Raw genomic sequence first — 18,444 nt, 5'->3', positions numbered from 1 at the left:
CCCGAACACCAGAGCGCCCGCGCGGTAGAAGACGGAGGCGAGACCCGCCGCTCCCTCGCCCGTGAGAGCGGCCAGCAGGGGGAGGCCGGCCAGGAGGAGTCCCCAGAGGGCGAGCGCCGAGACCGCGAGCGCCGTCGGGATCCGGACCGCGAAGCCCGGGCCGTCGTCCGGAGCCGCCTCCTCACGGCGGAGCCACAGGACGCCGGCCAGGCCCGCCGCCGCGATCACCCCCACTTGCAGCGCGGGCTCCGGGGCGAGGAGGACGGCGACAGCCGCTGCGCCGGCGATCGTCGCGCGGCGGCGGTCCGGTGCGAGCGAGCGCGCCATCCCGAGCACGGCCTGCGCGACGACCGCGGCCGCCGCCGCCTGGAGGCCCAGGAGCCAGCCGGCGGAGGCGACATCGCCCGCACCGGCGACGAGACCGGCGACGAGGACCAGGGCGATCGCCGAGGGGAGCGTGAATCCGCACCACGCGGCGACCAGTCCGGCGAGTCCCGCGCGCTGCAGGCCGACAGCCATCCCGACCTGGCTGGACGCGGGTCCGGGGAGGAACTGGCACAGCGCGACGAGGTCGGCGTACGCGCGATCGGTCAGCCAGCCGCGGCGCACCACGAACTCCTCGCGGAAGTAGCCGAGGTGCGCGATCGGCCCGCCGAACGAGGTCAGCCCGAGGCGGAGGAACACGAGGAGCACGGGGAGGGCGCCGCCCCGCTGCAGCCGACCCGTCTCCGACACGGGGGCATCCTGCCAGACGGCGGTGTCCAGCACGCGTCGTGTCACCGGAAAAGGGACGATAAGCGGCCGGATAAGCGATTCCTCGCCCATTCTCCTCCGGTCGATAAAACGGTGGGTAGAAATACTGAACCCCTTCTCATCCCCTCTGTTAGCCTGATCCGGCTTCCCTTTCCTTCTCGAGGAGAAGGTGATCCGCATCAGTAACGCGAGCGCTGCCGCTCGTTCACTGAACGCCTTCTCCTCCTCTTTCGATCGGTGTACCCGGAACGGTGACGATCGGAAAGGCTCTCTCTTCCGTGACTCCTCAGGACACTGCCGTCGGCGACTCCGCCGACTCCTCCCGCACCGGCTCCCGATCGGGCGTCAAGGCCCTCTCCGCTCTCTCCCGCCGCACGATCCTCGCCGGATCCGTCGCCGGCGCGGGCGCGATCGCCCTCGCGACGCCGGCCCTCGCGGCCGGCGACCTCACCGCGGTGCCCCGACTGCCCGGCGAGGTCTCGCGCCTGTCCACCGCCACGTCGAAGACGGGCGGGAAGCGCTACGAGATCATCGACGTCGTCGTCGCGGGGGACCGGGCGCGCCTGTTCGTGCCGCACGCGACGCCTCCGTCGCAGACCAGGGGCGCATCGATGCTCTGGTACTACCACGCCCGCAACGGCACCCACACGGCGCTCTCGAGCGCCTTCGCGTACTCGGCCGACCTCGCCGTGGACCGCGGCATCGTCAGCATCTGCCCGACCTACGGCGGCAGCATCTGGTCGAGCCCGCGGGCGATCGAGATCCAGGCCGCTGTCGCCGCCTGGGCCTCGTCGGTATGGCGGATCGACGCGAGCCTCCTCCGCTCCGACTCCGGGGGCGGGCCGCTTCTGACCTGGGCCTACGGGAAGCGGATGGTGCCGAACATCCGGGGCGCGTACCTCTGCAACAGCTCCTACGACATGGAGGAGCGGGCGGCGAGCGAACCGGACCGGATCGGCCCCGAGTACGCCGACGCCGCGGCCATCGCCGCCACCAACCCGGCGCGGCTGCCCGCGTCGGTGTGGCGCGGTGCGCGGCTGAGGATCACCGGATCGCCCGACGACAAGGTCGTGCCGTTCGCCCTGCACGGCGCCGCCCTACACGCCGCGGCCCTGCCCCTGGCGAAGGAGGCGACGGTCCGCACCCACCCGGGGGAGGGCACCGACGGGCACAAGGTCCCGAGCTTCACCAACAAGGAGATGCTCGACACCTTCCAGCGCTGGATCACCGAGGGCCCCGTGCCGCAGACGGAGCCCGAGCCCGAGACGCCACCCGTGTCCACGCTGCCCGGCGCGGGCACCTACGAGAACGGCGCCGCGCAGATCGTCACCACCGGCACCTGGACGACGCTGAAGGCCACCGCGGACAGCGGCGGGAGCATCGCCTACTCGACCAGCTCCGGCGCCTCCGCGACGCTCGCCTTCACCGGCACGAGCATCGCCTGGATCAGCCGACTCACGTCGTCCTCCGGGATCAACGACGTCGAGCTCGACGGTGTGAAGGTCGCCTCCGTCGACCGCTACAGCGCGTCCACCCGCTCGAAGCAGACGGTGTGGAGCAGCGGACAGCTCGCCGCCGGGCCGCACACGCTGACGATCCGCCGGGGGAGCGGCCGCAATCCGGCCTCGACCGGGACCAACCTGCTGCTCGACTCCTTCGTGGTCGGCGACGCGACGCCTCCGCTGGCGACGACGCTGCCCGGAGCGGGCACCTACGAGAACGGCGCCGCCCCGATCGTCACGACCGGCACCTGGTCGACGTTGAAGGCGAGCACGGACAGCGGCGGCAGCATCGCCTACTCGACCACCGCGGGCGCCTCCGCCACCCTCGCCTTCACGGGTACCAGCGTGAGCTGGATCAGCCGCCTCACCGGCTCGTCCGGCATCAACGAGGTCGAGCTCGACGGAGTCAAGGTCGCGTCCGTCGACCGCTACAGCGCCGCGACGCGGTCGAAGCAGACGGTCTGGAGCAGCGGACAGCTCGCGGCCGGGCCGCACACGGTGACCATCCGCCGCGGGAGCGGCCGCAACCCGGCCTCGAGCGGCACCAACCTGATCCTCGACGCGTTCGTGGTCGGCGACGCCGCTCCGGTCCCCACGGTCACCGTGCCCACGCCGATCGCGGAGTGGTCCTTCGCCGAGAGCGCCGCCCCCTTCGCCTCGGCCGTCGCGGGCGCTCCGGCGCTGCGGCAGGGCGCGGGCTCCTCCGCCCGCGCCGTCGCCACGCCGTTCGGCACCGGAGTCGCCCTCAACGGGACGACGGACCACCTGGTCGTCCCCAAGGACGAGGTCGGCCCGCTCAACCTGGGCGCCTCGACCGGCCAGGTGACGATCGCGGTGTGGGTGCTCAACTCCGACGCGGACGGCGCCTGCATCGCGGGCGTCTGGGAGGAGTCGACGGTCGGGCCGCTGCGCTCCTATGCGCTGTTCAACAACCTCCCCGAGTACGGCGGCTGGGAGCGCGTGTGCATGCACGTCTCGAAGCTCGGCGGGCCGACGCCCGGCTACCCGTACTCGCGCGACTACTCGGTGGAGCCCCGCCGGATCACGCGCGGCGTGTGGCAGCTGCACGTCGGGACGTACGACGGCGCAGTCGCGGTCTCGTACCTCGACGGCGCCGCCACCGCGTACCCGGTGTACACCGACAAGCTCGGCGCGACCTACGCCAAGAACCCCTACGTCTACTCCGACGGCCTCAACGCGGCTCCCGGCGACTTCGTGGTCGGAGCGGTCGGCCGGGACGGCACGATGATCAACCGCTTCGCCGGCTCCCTCGCCCGACTGCGGGTGTGGGACCGGGCGCTGACCGCGGAGCAGGTGAAGCAGCTCTACTCGGCCGAGAAGGGCGCTCTCGGGTGACGACCCGAGGGCGGTGACACGAGTCCGAGAAGCGGATGATCCGCTTCTCGGACAAGGCCGTTCGAGCGATAGCGGGCGTCCCTCTTTCGAGGGTGGTGTTATCGGCTGAATACAGATCGGCGGGCGGCCGCTTCACGGCTGCTTCGCCGTTCTCCGCCGCCTGTATCCGTTGCGCGGGATTCCGTACTCAGGCGGACGTGCGCTCCCGGAGGGCCGTACGGCGGGGGATCATCGCCCGGCGGCCGCGCAGCCCTGTCCCGGATCTCGGAGTGCGGCCCCGCGCCAGATGCGCACCGGCGCGACCACCTCCCAGCCGAGGGTGAGGTAGAGGGGGCGGCCGTCCGTGCTGGCGACGAGGAGACCGCTCCGTGCACCCTCGGACCGGGCCCAGGCGGTGAGGGCGTCGACGACCCGCCGTCCCAGCCCGCGTCGGCGGAACCGCGCATCGGTCTCGATCCGGTCCAGAACCGCGACCGTCCCGTGCACGGCGGCGGTGCCCTGAGCGGCGACGACTCCGTCGACCAGCAGCCGGACGCTCGCCACTCCGTCGGCGGCCTCGAGCACGGCTCCCGCGAGCAGGGCACCCTCGGCGGTGCGGCCCGGGCCGAGGAGCGCCGCCATCAGGCTCTCGTCGCCCGCGACGAGCTCCAGCCCGGCGGCGGGCGCGAGGCGGGCGTCGTCGCCCAGGCCGATGACCGTCAGCCACTCCTGGGGCCCGGCCACCCGCTCGGCGCCCGCCTGCGGCGCGGAGGGCGACGGATCGACCAGGATCCGCTCCCGCGTGCGCGACTCCGCTCCGACATCGACCAGCCAGGCCCCGTCCTCGCGGACGCGCTGCACGCCGCGTGCCCGGCACCAGCCCTCGACCCAGTCGTCCACCCGCTCCGTCGTCGTGATCACGCCCCGAGAGCAGCCGCGACCGGACGGGCGCGATCGTGGGAAGCGGGTTCTCCCGGCGGTGGCCGTCGATCCCCAGCAGGACCGCCCTCGCGCGGATCGCACCCCGCGCACCGCGATCCGCCGGGTCCTCCCGTTGTCAACCTCAGTGCCACGGCGCCGTCCCGGCCCTACCGTCGGCGCGAGACATCCGCTGCACCGCCGGGACCCTGACGGCCGTGCCGAGAGTGAGGGGCCGATCCGATGCCAGGCAGGACGGCGACCCGCGGAGCACCACCCGAGTGCTGCGCGAGCTGGTCGCCGCGTTCGAGGATCCGGGGGCCGTGCACCCGGCGCTGGCGCGGCAGGTGCGGAGCGCCGCCCGCGAGCTGCTCGGCGCGTCGGAGCGGGAACCGCTGCGCCTGCGCGTGCGGATGCCGACCCGGGATGGTCCCGCGCTCGGTCGTGGACGAGGTGCCCGATCCGCCCCCGGTGCCGCCCGCCGCGCTCTGACCCGACGGCGCTCGTACACTCGGACGATGCGACACGGCATCGTCATCCTCCCGCAGGACCCGTGGGCCGAGGCCCGCCGGAAGTGGCAGTCGGCCGAGGGCCTGGGCTTCGACCACGCGTGGACCTACGACCACCTCTCCTGGCGCTCCCTCGCCGACCAGCCGTGGCACGCGACCGTCCCCACCCTCACCGCTGCCGCGATGGTGACCGAGACGCTCCGCCTGGGCACGTTCGTGGCCTCCCCGAACTTCCGCCACCCGGTGCCGTTCGCGAAGGAGATCGCGACGCTGGACGAGATCTCGGGCGGTCGGACCATCCTCGGGGTCGGCTCGGGCGGCACGGGCTTCGACGCGCGCGTGCTCGGGCAGCCCGACTACTCGCCCCGGCAGCGGCACGAGCGCTTCACCGAGTTCGTCACAGCCCTCGACGCGCTGCTGCGCTTCGAGGAGCCCGGCTCGGGCGGAGTGGACCTCGAGGGGGAGTGGTTCACCGCCCGCTCGGCGCGCATGGTGGGCGAGCCCGTGCAGAGCCCCCGCGTCCCGTTCGTCCTCGCCGCGAACGGGCCGAAGGGCCTCGCGCTCGTCGCCGATCGCGGGCAGGGCTGGGTCACCACCGGCCCGGAGGGAGTGTCGAGCGAGGAGTGGTGGCGGGCGGTCGCGTCCCTCTCCCGGCGGCTCGACGCGGCGCTCGAGGCGGCCGGGCGCGACCCGCGCACCGTCGAGCGCCACCTCTCGCTCGACTCCGGGAGCGACTACTCCCTCGAGAGCGTCGCCCGGTTCGAGGACATGGCCGGCCGGGCGGAGGAGCTCGGCTTCACGGACGTGATCGCGCACTGGCCGCGGCGCGACGGCGTCTACGCGGGCGACGACGAGGTCCTCTACGAGGTCGCCTCGCGCTTCTGACCGGGCCTCGGGGGCTCCGGAGCGGTCCTCAGACCGCGCGGGCGCTCCCGCGGTCGACGAGACGCGCGGGCAGGAGGCGGATCGACGGCTCCTCGCCGCGGGACGGCTGCTCGATCCGCTCGACGAGCGTGTCGACCAGGTGCGCGCCGAGCTCGGCGGCACCCGTCTCGACGTAGCTGTAGGGGAGCGAGAAGTCGCGGGCGAACTCGGCCGAGTACAGGCTCACGACGGACAGCTGCCCGGGCACGGCGACAGCGCGTCGGCCCAGGATCGCGGGAAGCATCGCGATGGTCCGGTCGCTGTGGACGACCAGCGCCGTGAGTCCGGGGTTGTCGTCGAGGAACGCCGTGATCATCGGCTCGACGGCGTCGGCGGCGGTGGCGGCCGGGCGCAGCACCAGCTCGATCCCGAGCCGACCGGCGGTCTCGAGAGCCGACTCGCGGAACCGGAGCCCGTAGGTCCCTCCGCGGTCGAAGACGCGCTCAGGAGGGGTGACGAGACCGATGCTCCGATGCCCGAGGGCGCCCAGGTGCTCGATCAGCAGGCGGGCCGCGTCGCCGAAGTCGAGGTCGAAGACGTCCACCCCGGAGGCGTCCGCGGGCACGCCGAGGGCGGCACCGGGCCGCCGCGAGGCGCGCAGGACGGGCAGCCGGTCGTCGTCGTCCGCGACGCTCAGGAGGATCAGTCCGTCGACCTGACCGGAGCGCGTGAGCCGGCGGACGGCAGCCGCCCCGTCGGCCTCGGTGGCCAGCAGCACGTCGTAGCCGAGCTCGCGGGCGCGGGCCGTGATGGGGAGCACGTACTCGACCATCGCGGGCGCGAACTCGTCCGGGTCGAAGTGGACGAGCAGGCCCAGCGCCATGGTGCGGCGCGTCGCGAGCGCCCGTGCTCCGGCGTTGACCGTGAAGTCGAGCTCGGCGATCGCGTCCTCGATGCGCTTGCGCGTCTCGGGGGAGATGCTGCGCTTGCCGGAGAGGACGTACGACACCGTGCTGCGCGAGACCCCTGCCGCTTTCGCGACGTCTCCGATCGTGGCCATCTCCACCCCCGCTCGAACCGTGTCGAGAGTGGCAGTGCGGCGCGGCGCACGCAACTCGGGCGCCGCGTCCCCGGAGCGAGGACCGGACGCTGCGGCTCCGGCGCTCTGCTCGTCCACGGCGCGCTCGTCCCCGTCGGGGAACGTCCGGTCCCGACGACACGCCGACGCGGCCGGGCGCACGAGGTGCCCGGCCGCGTCAGGGCGTTCTGGACGGATCAGCCGCAGCGCGCCGCACCGTAGGCCGGTGCCGTGGATCCGCTCGCCGCAGCGCCGTCGACCGTCCCCGCGATCCGCACGTCGAGAGCGCCGGCTCCGACGCTCGCAGCGCGGGTGCTGAAGGCGGCTGAGACCGTCTTGCCGGGAGCGACCCCGGTGAAGGTCTTCGTGCCCCAGGCCGAGCCGATCGTGACGTCAGCGGCGACCGCGCTGGTGTTGGTCGCCGTCCCCGTGATCGTGACCTTCCCCGCGGTGCAGCGCGAGGCCGCCGTGCCGCTCACCGTCAGGCCCGTGGTCCGCCCGACGAAGGGCGTGACCGAGATCCTGTCGATGTTGGGCGCGTACTGCGAGGTGAGCAGGACGCCGGGGAAGGTGTCGGAGAGGTAGGTCGTCCCGTCGAAGCCCGGGAGCTCCTTCGAGGTGATCGCGATGGTGTTCGAGCCCTTCCTGAGCGTGACCGGCACGCTCAGGTCCCACAGCTGGTTCTGGTGGAACGTGTGCGGGAAGAGCACGCGCTGCGTCACTCCGTTGACCGTGATGTCCGCGTGGCGGGCGAGCGGGTCGGGGTTGTAGTGCGTCGCGGGGGACTGCTCCTCGTTGGAGTAGCGCAGCGTGAGCGCGTACGTCCCGTCCTGCTCGGCCTTCACGTCGCCGAAGGTCAGGGTCGAGTCGCCGTCGCGTCCGCCCCCGATGTTCCCGACGGCCTTGCCGCCCGACGCGAAGGACAGGTCGCGGACCGTGGCGGGGCCGGTGATCGTGGCCGCCTCCGCCTCGTAGCTCGTCGTCGCGGGCGGGTTTGCGCTCACTCCGATGACGATCCGATCGACGAGGAGCGTGCCGCTCGTGCCGACGACCTCGATCTTGTTCACGCCGCCCGAGAGGAAGACCTGACGGGTCGAGCTCGCGCCCACCGGCCCGACCTTCACATCGTTCACGTAGAGGTCGCCGGTGCCGCCGCCCAGGGTGTCCACGGTCACGGAGGACGGCGCGTCCTTCGCGGAGTAGCCCCAGACGGTGGTGGAGGCGCCGCTGGTGAGCGTCGCCGTGCCCGAGCCGGAGACGCCGGCGCGGGAGTAGTCGGCCGTCGCTCCGTTGTCGAGCGTGCCGGTCTCGGCCTCGTGGATCGAGGTCGCGGCGGCCGCGCTGGGGAGGGAGAGCTCGATCTTGTCGACGATCGCGTCGCCCACGGTCGACTTCGTGCCGGCGAGGTTCTTCGCGGCGAGCGAGATCGTGTGGGTCCCGGCGGTCAGCTTCACCTTCGTGTCCGCGTGGTCCCAGACCACGAACTTGTAGGCCAGCGGAAGGAGGATCTCCTGCTCCGCAGCGCCGTCGACGCTCAGGAACGCGTTGATCGGACCCTGCTGGGCGTTGGCGGCGTAGGTGTTGAGGGAGTTGGCGAAGACGCTGAGGTCGTACTCGCCGTCCTTCGGGACGGTGACCGCGAAGTCGAGCTTCAGGTCACCGCCGGTGCGGATCCCGCCCACGTTGCGTCCGCCCGAGGTGTAGAAGCCGCCGACGTTGGTCGGCGAGCCCTCGGGTCCGTTCAGGTTCCGCGATCCGGTGTAGCGGGCGTCCTCGGCCTCGTACTTCTGGCGGAAGTCGACGGGCGAGGCGGACGGCGACGACGCGTTGGCGCCCGGGGTCAGGACGACCTCGTAGGCGGAGTCGACGTCGAGCGCGGGGAGGGATCCTCCGAAGTCGAGCGAGAGGGCGCCGTCCACGACGGACGCGTCGAACTCCTTGACCGTCTGCGGGGCTCCCGAGTCGCCGACCTGGCCGGTCCAGCGGATCTCGCTGACCTCCACGTGGACCTTCGAGCCGAAGGTGGCGGCCGGGATGCGCTCGAACGCGACCTTCTGCGAGCCGCCGACGCCTCCGAAGAGGGCTCTCGCCTGCTTGGCCGCGGTGTCGAGGGTCGCGACGCCCTGGAGGGTGTAGCTCTGGCCGGGCTTGGGCGGCGTGACCGCGACGGTGTCGCCGGTCATCGAGGCGTAGGCGTTGAGGAGCCACCACTGGCCGTTGGCGCGGTTGGCCTGCACCGCGGAGTCGGAGAGGTTGCCGTCGATGTTCCAGTAGGCGATGTCGCCGTCGACCTTCTTGTCCTCGAGCGCGCTGATCCACTGGACCATCTGGCCGGGCACGGAGGTGTGGTAGTTGAAGGCGTACTCGTTGAGGTTCACCGGCAGGTGCTTCCCGGCGTAGGACGTGCCCGCGTACAGCTCGTCCTCCCAGGCCCGGAAGCGGTCGACGTTGGTGCGGATCTCACCCGGGGCGCTCAGCTCGTGCCAGGTCATCACGTCGGGGACGGTGTCCTGCTCGAGCGTGTGGGTCATGAATCCGCGGACCTGGTCGTAGAGGACGCTGGTGTTCGGTCCGGCGATGCGGGCGTCGGGCATCCTGTCGCGGATCAGCGCGTAGGTGCTGTCCCAGGCGGCGAAGAACGCGGTCGGGTCCTCCAGCCAGCTCTTCCCGTCGTAGCTCCACTTCCCGTTGCCGAACATGTTGCCCTCGGGCTCGTTGAACGGCACGAACACGATGTTGTCCTGGTACTCCTCGGGGAGCGCGAGCACCTGGTCGACCTGCGTGGCGATCTTCGCCTGGTAGTCGGCCAGCTTCTCCTGGGGAGTGCTGCCCGGCCACTCGTAGGGGAAACCGCGGTAGATGTCCGTCATGTAGATGTAGGTGTCGCCGTCCGAGGTGTCGGCGACGGCCTTAGCGACGCTCAGCGCGTCCGCGCCCGGATGCTGCGGCCCGTCCTGCGCCTTGGTCGAGACCGTGCGCAGGTCGATCCCCTCGAGGAGGTTGTCGGAGGGGAGGCCCTCGCCGTAGACCCCGTAGAGGGTGCCGGACGCGCCGCCCATGAACTCCCCGGTGCTCGTGCCGAGGTCGATGGTCATCTCGTCGAGTGCGCGCACCGTGACGGTCGCCGTGACCGCGGTGCCGAGGCCGGTGACGGTGCCCTTCACGGTGAAGGTGCCGCGCTTCGCGTACGCGGAGGCGGGGACGCTCTCCCAGGTGACCGGGGCGTCGCGGTTCACGCCGTCGGAGTAGGTGGCGGGGACCCCCGGCAGGGCCGGCGCGACGCCGATGCCGGTGGTGACCGCGACGCTCGTCGAGAGAACGCCGGTGACGGCCGGCGCGGCGTCGCCCGCCAGACCCCGGACCTGAGCGGCGGTCAGAGCCCGGTTGTAGACGCGGAAGTCGTCGATCGCTCCGTCGAAGTAGGGGTGCACGTTCCAGAGCGCCCGGCCGATGTTGCCGCTCTTGGAGGCGGAGGCGGAGTAGAGCTGCTTCGCGAGGTCGACGGAGGCGGGAGCCGTCGCGACCTGCAGACCGTTGAGGTACAGGGTCACGGTCGTGCCGTCCATCGTCGCGGTGACGTTGACCCACTGGTCCTTCTGCAGCGGCGAGGAGCTGGAGACTCCGGTCTCGCCGCCGTCCTTCAGCTGCTTGATGATCGCGCGGGCGCTGCCGCCGTCGAACGACGGAGCGAAGGCCGACGCGGCGTCGGGGCTGATGCCCAGGCACCACAGCCACTGGAAGCCTCCGGTGCCGGACCACTTCGTCCAGGCGGAGACGGTGGTCTGCGTCACGCCCTGGAAGAGCCCGTTCGGCACGGTCAGGTAGGGCGCGGAGGTCGAGTCCGCCGCGCCCCCGGGAAGGTCGATCGCGGTCGTACCGGCCTTCCGACCCGCGACGTACGTCGCTCTCGCGCTGTTGACGACGGTGCCGTCGAGCTTCTTCGACGAGAGGTCGGCGACCGTGGATCCGGACACCTGCCCCTGCTCGAAGTCGTACTGGAGGATGAGCGCGTCGGCGGGGACGGAGGTGTCGGCCGCGGAGGCGGACTCGGCGCTCGGGAGAGCGACGGCGAGGGCGGCGAGTGTCGCGGCACTCAGCGCGAGGGCGAGGGAGCGGGTGCCGCGCCTCGGGGAGGACATCGTTGTCACGCTGGTCACTTTCTGTGGGGACAGCCGGCCGGACGACGGCGGGCGTCGGTCCGGGGTCGGAGCAACAGTGCTTCGAACCGGTTCGACAAAACTAGGTTCCGCGCCTGCGACACGCAAGAGGACCTGAGAAGTTCCTCGTCCGGCTCGCAGGTGCCGGCGGTCGCTCGGGCTCTCGCCGGGACTCGTCAGCCCGCCGGAGCGGCCGTCGCCGCGACGCTCGACGGTGAGCGGACGGGCGCGCGTCGCCGGGGGAGTGCTGCTGATCGGGATGCTCGCCGGATGCACAGCGGGCCCCTCCGCTACCGTCGACGACCGGATCATCGTCGCCGCGGAGACCGGCGACCGGCCCGCAGGAGGACGTCCTGGACGCGGTCGAGGGGAGCCGCCCGGACTGGCTGAGCCCGGACGGCGTCCTTCCGCGGTGACCCGCGGGACCGCGGCGGCCTGTGCCGCGTGCGGGAGGATGAGGGCATGACGCTCCCTCGGCCGACGCTCCTCTCCCCGCCGCTCCAGGACCGGCTGGCCCGGTGGTTCGACGAGGAGGCGCCGCCGGCCCCCTCGCTGAGCTGGGCCCTGTTCGACCGCAGCGGGCTGCTCGTCCACCACGGCCGCGGCGAGCACCGCCTCGACGGCGCCGCTCCCGGGCCCGGGACCGTGCACCGCATCGCCTCCATGTCGAAGAGCTTCGAGGCGGCGGCGGTGCTGATCCTGCGCGACCGCGGGCTGCTCCGCCTCGACGACCGCGTCGCCGACCACGTGCCGGAGTTCACCGACCCGCTCGACTCCGCGGGCCGGCCGCTGCCCGTGACGGTCAGGATGCTCCTCAGCAACTGCTCGGGGCTCCCGGAGGACAACGGCTGGGCCGACGACGTCATGGCTCTGACGCGGGAGGAGTTCCTCGAGGTCGTCCGCCGCGGGCTGACCTTCACGGAGCGGCCGGGTGAGGTCTACCAGTACTCCAACATCGGCTTCTGGCTGCTCGGCGTGCTCGTCGAGAACGTGACCGGGGAGGACTTCCCGTCCTTCGCGACGCGGACGATCCTCGAGCCGCTCGGCCTCCACGACACCCGCTACGACAGCGGCGACTACCCTGACGGCACCGACCTCGCGGCCGGCTTCAGCACCTTCGACGACGGAGCGACCTGGGTGCCCCGCCCCGTCACCGGCACCGGAGCGGGCGCCTGCGCCGCGAGCATGCTCAGCACGGTCGGCGACATCGCCCGCTGGAGCGGCTGGCTCTCCTCCGCGTTCGAGGGCGAGGACGGCGCGGACGACGACCCGGTGCTGAGCCGTGCCTCCCGCCGCGAGATGCAGCGCGGCTGGACGCCGGTCCCCGCGCTGAGCCCTCGCGCCGTCGAGAGCACGCTCGACGGCTCCGCGTACGGGTTCGGCCTCGTCGTCGAGCACGACGTCCGCTTCGGCGGGATCGCCCACCACTCCGGCGGCCTGCCGGGCTGGTCGTCGAACATGCGGTGGCATCTGGAGTCGGGCCTGGGGGCCGTGGTCTTCGCGACCGCGAACGGGGCGAAGCTCGCCGCCGCCGCGACGGGACTGCTCCGCGCCGCCCTCGAGGACACCGCTCCTCCGGCGCGGATCATCACCCTCCTCCCGTCGACGCTCGCCGCGGCCGCCGCCGTCGAGGCCGCGATCGTCGCGGGAGACCTCACCCGGGCGGGGGAGCCGGGCAGCGGCGCCCTGTTCAGCCCCAACCTGCTGAGCGATGTGCCGGCCGACGTGCGCGCCGGCCGCCTCGCCACTGCGATCGCGGAGATCGGCGGGCTCGCCGAGGACCCGACCGCGAGGCCGCTGGTGGAGCGGCTGCTCTGGAGCGCCTCCGCGGCGCAGGCGGCCTTCCTCCTGCCGGGCCGCGACGGAGAGCTCGAGTGCCGGCTCGAGACCACGCCGACCGTCCCGGCCCTGATCCAGCGCCTCGAGATCGTCGTGCGCGAGGCTCCGACGGCTGCCCTCCCGGTCGTGCGCTTCTACCGCCCTCGGGCCGGCTAGCGGTCGAAGACGAGGCGCGGACGCGGCGGACCTCGACGCTCCCGCACCGAGAACGGCGGGCGGCCCGCGAGGGACCGCCCGCCGTCACGCTCCCGCGGTCAGCGGATCGTCGTGCTCGTCGTGTCCGCGTTGCTGCGGATGGACGGGTCGGGCGTCTTCGTCGAGAACGCCGCCGCCAGCGCGGTCGCCGTGCCCGAGACGGCCGCCCTCACCGTGATCTTCTCCGACACGGTCCGCCCGTCCGCCAGGCCGGCCCGCTGGAACACCACGACGTTCCCGACCCTGGTGTACGAGCCGGTCGCCGAGACGAACTGCACACCCGCGGGCAGGACGACCTGCGAGAAGACCGACCCAGACGCAACCGGACCGGCGTTCGTCGTGATGAGGGTGTAGGTGAGCGTCCTCCCCTTCACCGCCGAGGCCGGCCCGGAGAGGTAGACGCGCAGATCGGCCTTCGTCGCGACCTGCTTCGGCGAGACCGTCAGCGTGCTCGTCGCCCGAGCCGTGCCCGCCGAGTTCGCGGCCTGGATGCTGAAGGTGGTGGTCCCGGCCGTGGTCGGCGTCCCGGAGAGGCGCCCGGTCGCGTCGAGGGTGAGCCCGGCGGGCAGTGCGCCGGAGACCAGGGAGACCGACGGAGCGGGCGTGCCGCTCACCGCGTAGCGGAAGTCGTAGGCCGAGCCGACGACGCCGGCCGCGACCGTCCCGGAGAGGGTCGGCGCGACCGTCGGCGACGAGACGGTGACGGTGCTGGTGGTCTCCGCGGAGGCGGTGCCGGCGCGGGCCGTCAGCGTGAACGTGAAGGTGCCCGGCGCGGACGGAGTCCCGGTCAGGCGCCCGGCCGGAGTCAGGGTGAGGCCGGACGGGAGCGCACCGGAGGAGACGGCCACCGACGGCGCGGGGAAGCCCGAGACGGTGTAGCCGAAGTCGTAGGGGGTGCCGACGACGCCCGGCCCGGGGGTGCCGGAGATCGCCGGTGCAGCGGCGGCGGGGGAGACGACGACGGTGCTGGTGGTCTCCGCGCTCCCCGCAGCGTTTTGAGCCCGCAGGGTGAAGGTGGAGCGGCCGGCGGTCGTCGGCGTCCCGGTCAGGCCGCCACGATCATCGAGGCTCAGGCCGGCGGGGAGCGTTCCGGAGACGAGCGAGACCGTCGGCGCCGGTGTGCCCGTCACGCTGTAGTCGAAGTCGTACGGGGTGCCCACCGTCGCGGCGGGCGGGTCGCCGGCCAGGGTCGGCGCGACCGTCGTCTCCGCCGCGGCGAACGTGTGCGAGGCCCCGACGGTGGAGCCGAAGGGGTTCCGCGCGGAGACGGCGAAGGTGGACGTCCCCGCGGTCGTCGGCGTGCCGGAGAGGAGCCCGGACGCGCTGAGGGTCAGGCCGTCGGGGAGGGAGCCGGAGGCGATCGCGAACGAGGCGGGGCGGTCGGCCGCGAAGGTGTACGAGGCGGCCGCTCCGAGCGGCCCGGACGCGGGAGGAGCGTCCGCCGTCAGGACGGGACGCGGGCCCCGGGCGAGCACGTGATCGGGTCCGGCTGCGAGAGCCGTCGTGCCGGCGAGGCCGGCGGGGAACTGCAGCTGCCCGGCCGAGCTCCGGCCCCACCCGACGATCGTGCCGTCGCCCTTCAGCGCGAGGCTGTAGTCGGATGCGGCGGCGATCGCCACGACCCCGGACAGGCCTTCCGGCACCGTGGTCTGGCCGTAGTCGACGACGACCGAATCGGAGCTCGCGCCCCAGGCGACGACGGTGCCGTCCTCCTTCAGCGCGAGGCTGTGGGTCTCTCCGGCCGCAACGGCCACCACGCCCTCGAGCCCCGCGGGGACGTCGGTCTGCCCGTAGAGGTCCCAGCCCCAGGCGACCACCCTTCCGCCGGACACGGCGAGGCTGTGGCGCTGGCCCGCGGCGATGGCCGTGACGCCTCCGAGGCCGGCCGGGACCAGGCCCTCGCCCAGCCCGTTGCTGCCCCACGACGTGACGGTGCCGTCGTTGCCGAGCGCGAGGCTGTTGTCGCGGGAGGACGAGATCGCGACGATCCCGGTCAGCGCGGCACTCCTCGACACCTGCCCGTCGCCGTCGTAGCCCCAGGAGACGACGGTCCCGTCGCTCTTCAGCGCATGGCTGCTGTAGTCGCCGGAGGTGACCGCGACGACCCCCGTGAGACCGTCGGGGACGCTGGTCTGCCCGTACGACCCGCGGCCCCAGGCGACGACCCCGCCGTCGCCGTTCGCGGCGAGGCTGTGGGTCCGGCCCGCGGCGAGGGAGAGGACACCCTCGACCCCGGCCGGGACCGTGGTCTTCCCGTCGGTGCCGCTTCCCCAGGCCGCCACCCCGAGGACAGGGGCGGACGGAGCGGCGACCGCCGCGAGAGGAACGGCGGTGCCGACGAGGAGCGCGACGGCCGCGGTCAACCCGAGCAGACCCCGCCGGAGCCGCCGCGCCGCTCCTGGATCCCGCGGCTGCGACGTGCCGTCCTCGACGGCGGGCGGACGAGGGACGGTGCTGGAGCGCATGTGCTGCCTTCGATCGGGACGGCCCCCATCGGCCGTCCTCGAACCGTGGCACGGCCGTCCCGCCGCTGACAATGTCCTCTAGCGGCCCTGTCCGGAAGAGGGCGCCGCGGAGCTCCGCGGAGGAGGGCTCGCCCGGTCCCGCGGCAGGCCCGCGCAGCTGCGCCGATCGCCGCGCCGAGCGCATGTGACGGTCAGCGCTTCCCGAGGGACGCCGTCGCGTCCGGACCGCTCAGCGGGGTCGGAACGGAGACCCCGGCTCTCCCGCGTACGGGGCGTCCGCCTGGTCGAAGTCCCAGCGGCCCGCGGTGGACGGGCGGACGACGGGCGTCTTCGTCGGGGTCGGCGTCGCGGACGGCGCCGGTGCGGCGGCCAGCCCGGCGTGCCAGCGGAAGATCGCGTCGATGCCGTCCTGGTTCACCCACGACGGCGCGTTGTGGCCGAGCGCGTGCGTCCGGACGGTCGCCTCCCTGGCCGTGGCCGTCGCCTTCTTCACGAGGGCGAGCCCGTGCAGTGCCGGCGGCACGCTCGGGTCCGGGTGGGCCGTGTCGGACACCACCGCGCGGATGTTCGCGCCGGCCCAGGCGGAGGCGGGCAGCCGCTTCGGGTTGTGGGAGTCGATCTGAGCGGTGCTGCCGCCGAAGGCACCGCCGATCGAGAAGCGGCCCCGCGTCGTGCGGTCGTGGGTGTCGCGGAGGTCGTAGACGCCGTTGACCAGGTAGACGCCGTTGATGCCGGGGAAGACCCGCGCGCCGTAGTCCTCGCAGGCGAGCGCACCGCCGGCCGACATCGCCCAGAGGTAGCTCGCGGCGATCGGGAACTGGCCGGAGAGGTAGGCGTAGCCGTTCCGCTGGTGCTTCTGAGCGGTGTCGTTGGTCCAGATCGTTCCGCCGAGCGTCTGGCAGATCGCGATGGCGCCCCGCTCGACGGCGAGCTCGGCCGGGTACGCGAAGACGCTGGACAGCGAGGTGTGGTCGGCCTGCGCGGAGTGGATGAACCAGATCACCGGTACCGCCGCGGCCTGCCGCGGCTTCACCGTCTGCGGCACGAAGATCCGCGCGAGGTCGCCCGCGATCGAGACCGTGAGGACGTCGTAGAGCACGCCGCGGTTCTTCGTCCTCACGTTGATCGTGCGGGTCCTCTCCCCGGGCAGGCCGGGCACGGGGGAGGCGGAGGCGGAGGCGGCCGGGAGCGTCGCCGCGCCCAGAGCGAGAGCACCCGTGAGGGCGCCGCCGATGACGGCGCGCCGCCGTAGGCCGGGAGTTCGAGAGGGGGGTACTGCTGAATCGTCGGGGGACACGGGGGCTCCTCGTGCAGGGACCGCGAACCGACGAGGTCGGCGGAGCGGTCCGGGTCGGCGGGGGGGGTGTGCCTGCAACGCTAGCCGGAGGACCGGCCGGACGACCCGTCGATGCGCGCCAGTCGCGGGACGGCGGAGGGACGACGCCGCACGGACGGAACGGTCGGCGGCTCGGCGACCGCATCGGCGGCGGATCGAGGCGCTCAGGAAGCGAAGGAGAGGCCCGTTCCTGATCGTCCGCCCCGCCGGTTCCGACCCTTTCGCCCCGTTCGGGAGCACTTCCCCGCACCGGTCTGGCCCCCCGGTGTGAAGGCTCCCAGGTTCCTCGCGCTCGTCGGCGGACCGGTGCCAGCGTGAAGAGACCGAGAAGCAGAAGGAGAAACGACCATGACTCTTCGACGAACTCTTGCCACCCTCGCCCTCACGGGCGCCATCGCCTCCGTCGGCGTCGTCGCTGTCGCGACGCCCGCCTCCGCGGCCGAGGTCGCGAACGGACAGTACGTGAGCGCCGGGAACTACGCGTGCGGAGCCCAGGAGGTGGCCACCGGCGCCACCCTCGGACCCGAGGGCGTCCTGCGCCAGCGCGCTCTCGTCTTCCGCAACTGCGGGTCGAGCACGGTCGAGCGCAAGGCCGACATCATCGCCGACTTCGACGGCAGCTGCTACTCCGTGGCGCCGGGCAAGGCCCGAGTCCTCGACGCGCTGTTCGTGGCGGCGGGACGCAACACCTACCGCGCGTCCAAGGCCTGCTGAGGTCGCGTGCTCCGCCGGAGGGGCGGGTCGGGGACATCCCGGCCCGCCCCTCCAGCTGTCCGGAACGACCACGCCGTCCGAGCCGTCCTCCCGCCGACCCGCCCGCGGATCACTCCAGCACAGGCCCCAGCTCCGCCAGGACCTCCGCGACCCGGGCCCGCGCCCGTGCACCGAGCCCGCGGACCGGACGCGGGAGGCAGCGCGCCTCGGCGAGACCGAGCTGCTCCGCCATCGCCGCGACCACGCGGTAGCTGCCGCCGTGCTCCGCGAAGAGGTCCCAGACGGGCTGCAGGCGTGCCGATCCCGCGATCGCGGCCGCCTCATCGCCCGACTGCGCCGCCCGGGCGATCGACAGCGCCGTCCGCGGGAAGAGGCCGCCGATCACCGAGTACCAGGCGTCGCAGCCGCCGAGCAGCCCGCGCGCACCCGCGGCGTCCCCCGAGACCCCGACGGTGACCCCCTCCGGCACCCGCTCCCGGATCTCGCTGACGCGCGCCGCCGCGGCGCCCGGTCCCTCCGGCACGCCGGGGATCTTGAGGGAGGCGACCTGCGGCAGCCGGGCGACGGCCCCGTAGAGGTCGTCGGAGAAGGAGAAGCGCGTCGTCCCGGGGTTGTCGTACACGACGAGCGGCACCGAGAGCTGAGCCGTCACGTCCTCGTAGAGCCCCAGCACGTCCTCGTCCGTCAGCGGCTGGTAGCCGAGCGGCGCCAGGAGCACCGCGCTCGCTCCGGCGCTCTGCGCGTCCTCGGCGAGCGCCAGCACCTGCGAGGTGCGCAGC

The 18,444-nt window shown here is 73.2% G+C and carries 11 protein-coding genes; 4 read left to right on the top strand and 7 right to left on the bottom strand.

Annotation, left to right across the window (positions count from 1 at the left end; all coding sequences use genetic code 11):
• On the bottom strand, positions 1-735 hold a 735-nt coding region (locus C5D04_RS15160; RefSeq protein WP_258068933.1), incomplete at its 3' end, for a chromate transporter.
• Positions 736-1,031: 296 nt separating this feature from the next.
• Here C5D04_RS15160 and C5D04_RS15155 point away from each other — a divergent pair.
• Positions 1,032-3,611: a LamG-like jellyroll fold domain-containing protein gene (locus C5D04_RS15155; protein WP_104347948.1), complete on the top strand. Its 2,580-nt coding sequence runs from the start codon at positions 1,032-1,034 to the stop codon at positions 3,609-3,611.
• Positions 3,612-3,839: 228 nt separating this feature from the next.
• Here the strand turns inward: C5D04_RS15155 and C5D04_RS18545 are convergent, their stop codons facing one another.
• Positions 3,840-4,511 (bottom strand): GNAT family N-acetyltransferase, encoded by a 672-nt coding sequence (locus tag C5D04_RS18545; RefSeq protein ID WP_219815032.1) that lies wholly within the window; start codon positions 4,509-4,511, stop codon positions 3,840-3,842.
• Positions 4,512-5,026: 515 nt separating this feature from the next.
• Here C5D04_RS18545 and C5D04_RS15145 point away from each other — a divergent pair.
• The gene (locus tag C5D04_RS15145) at positions 5,027-5,902 is read left to right on the top strand and encodes an LLM class flavin-dependent oxidoreductase (protein ID WP_104273073.1); all 876 of its coding nucleotides are present in this window, start codon (positions 5,027-5,029) and stop codon (positions 5,900-5,902) included.
• Positions 5,903-5,930: 28 nt separating this feature from the next.
• Here the strand turns inward: C5D04_RS15145 and C5D04_RS15140 are convergent, their stop codons facing one another.
• Together C5D04_RS15140 and C5D04_RS15135 are read right to left on the bottom strand one after the other, a co-directional pair.
• The gene (locus C5D04_RS15140) at positions 5,931-6,941 is read right to left on the bottom strand and encodes a LacI family DNA-binding transcriptional regulator (protein WP_104347949.1); all 1,011 of its coding nucleotides are present in this window, start codon (positions 6,939-6,941) and stop codon (positions 5,931-5,933) included.
• Positions 6,942-7,156: 215 nt separating this feature from the next.
• Complete coding sequence (locus C5D04_RS15135; RefSeq protein ID WP_104325400.1) at positions 7,157-11,098, bottom strand: LamG-like jellyroll fold domain-containing protein; 3,942 nt, start codon at positions 11,096-11,098, stop codon at positions 7,157-7,159.
• 480 nt (positions 11,099-11,578) lie between these two features.
• On the opposite strand from C5D04_RS15135, the gene C5D04_RS15130 reads away from it, so the two are divergent.
• Positions 11,579-13,111, top strand: coding sequence for a serine hydrolase (locus C5D04_RS15130; protein ID WP_104292084.1), 1,533 nt, complete (start codon positions 11,579-11,581; stop codon positions 13,109-13,111).
• A gap of 98 nt (positions 13,112-13,209) precedes the next feature.
• On the opposite strand, the gene C5D04_RS15125 is transcribed toward C5D04_RS15130, so the two are convergent.
• The gene (locus C5D04_RS15125) at positions 13,210-15,615 is read right to left on the bottom strand and encodes a putative Ig domain-containing protein (protein ID WP_146086341.1); all 2,406 of its coding nucleotides are present in this window, start codon (positions 15,613-15,615) and stop codon (positions 13,210-13,212) included.
• 229 nt (positions 15,616-15,844) lie between these two features.
• Entirely contained in the window at positions 15,845-16,912 is a 1,068-nt protein-coding gene (locus tag C5D04_RS15120; RefSeq protein ID WP_104246834.1) for a hypothetical protein, read from the bottom strand.
• Positions 16,913-17,299: 387 nt separating this feature from the next.
• On the opposite strand from C5D04_RS15120, the gene C5D04_RS15115 reads away from it, so the two are divergent.
• Positions 17,300-17,665 (top strand): hypothetical protein, encoded by a 366-nt coding sequence (locus tag C5D04_RS15115; RefSeq protein ID WP_104222056.1) that lies wholly within the window; start codon positions 17,300-17,302, stop codon positions 17,663-17,665.
• 109 nt (positions 17,666-17,774) lie between these two features.
• Here the strand turns inward: C5D04_RS15115 and C5D04_RS15110 are convergent.
• On the bottom strand, positions 17,775-18,444 hold a 670-nt coding region (locus C5D04_RS15110; protein WP_104347946.1), incomplete at its 5' end, for a dihydrodipicolinate synthase family protein.

The sequence above is a fragment of the Rathayibacter sp. AY1D2 genome, assembly GCF_002932695.1.
Lineage (GTDB): Bacteria > Actinomycetota > Actinomycetes > Actinomycetales > Microbacteriaceae > Rathayibacter.
Note: the sequence above shows the minus strand (reverse complement) of the source record. Positions and strands in the feature narration are given on the sequence as shown.